This window comes from Paracoccus onchidii (assembly GCF_028294535.1).
Lineage (GTDB): Bacteria > Pseudomonadota > Alphaproteobacteria > Rhodobacterales > Rhodobacteraceae > Paracoccus > Paracoccus onchidii.
In genome coordinates this window covers 1-641 of sequence record NZ_JAQBIE010000080.1, presented here as the reverse complement: position 1 = coordinate 641, position 641 = coordinate 1, and the positions used below count along the sequence as shown (strand labels likewise).

General features: G+C 55.9%; 1 protein-coding gene. It reads left to right on the top strand.

All coding sequences use genetic code 11. The features are described 5' to 3' along the window. The first annotated feature begins 136 nt into the window (after nt 1-136). Entirely contained in the window at nt 137-484 is a 348-nt protein-coding gene (locus PAF17_RS20135; protein WP_271890830.1) for a tripartite tricarboxylate transporter substrate-binding protein, read from the top strand. The last annotated feature ends 157 nt before the right edge of the window (nt 485-641 follow it).

The window sequence follows — 641 nt, the reverse complement described above, 5'->3', positions numbered from 1 at the left end:
CAGCCAGACCGCATATGCGATAACATCAGGCGGGAAACGGTGGCGGCTATAAAGGCGAGCGTGAGTCATGTTGCCATGTCCCACATCCCGTGGCAGCCGACCATAACTTTACAATGCCGGTCAGGGGACCATGACCTTGGAGCAGTCCGGCGGGGTCAAGAACTTTGGGTTGAAGCCTCTGGCGGTTGTCGGTGACGCGCGTGTTGAAGGGCTTGAAGATGTGCCCGCGACCAAGGAGCTGGGGCTTGATATTCCGGTCACGGTCTGGATCGGAATGTTTGCGCCCAAAGGTACAGCGACTAAAATCGTCGCAAGGTTGGCAAGCGCTTGCGAGGCGGCTTCGAACGACACTGAGGTGCGCGAAAAACTGAGCAACATGGACTTTGGACTCAAATTTCGCGGCCTTGAAGAATTCACCGAATTCTATGAGCAGGAATACGAAGGCAACAAGGCGCTGTTGAAGCTGATTGGCTTGGGGCAATAACCGCCTGAAGCACCATGATGTGTCCGGTGACGTTGCGCCGGCATTGTAAAGTTATGGTCGGCTGCCACGGGATGTGGGACATGGCAACATGACTCACGCTCGCCTTTATAGCCGCCACCGTTTCCCGCCTGATGTTATCGCATATGCGGTCTGGCTG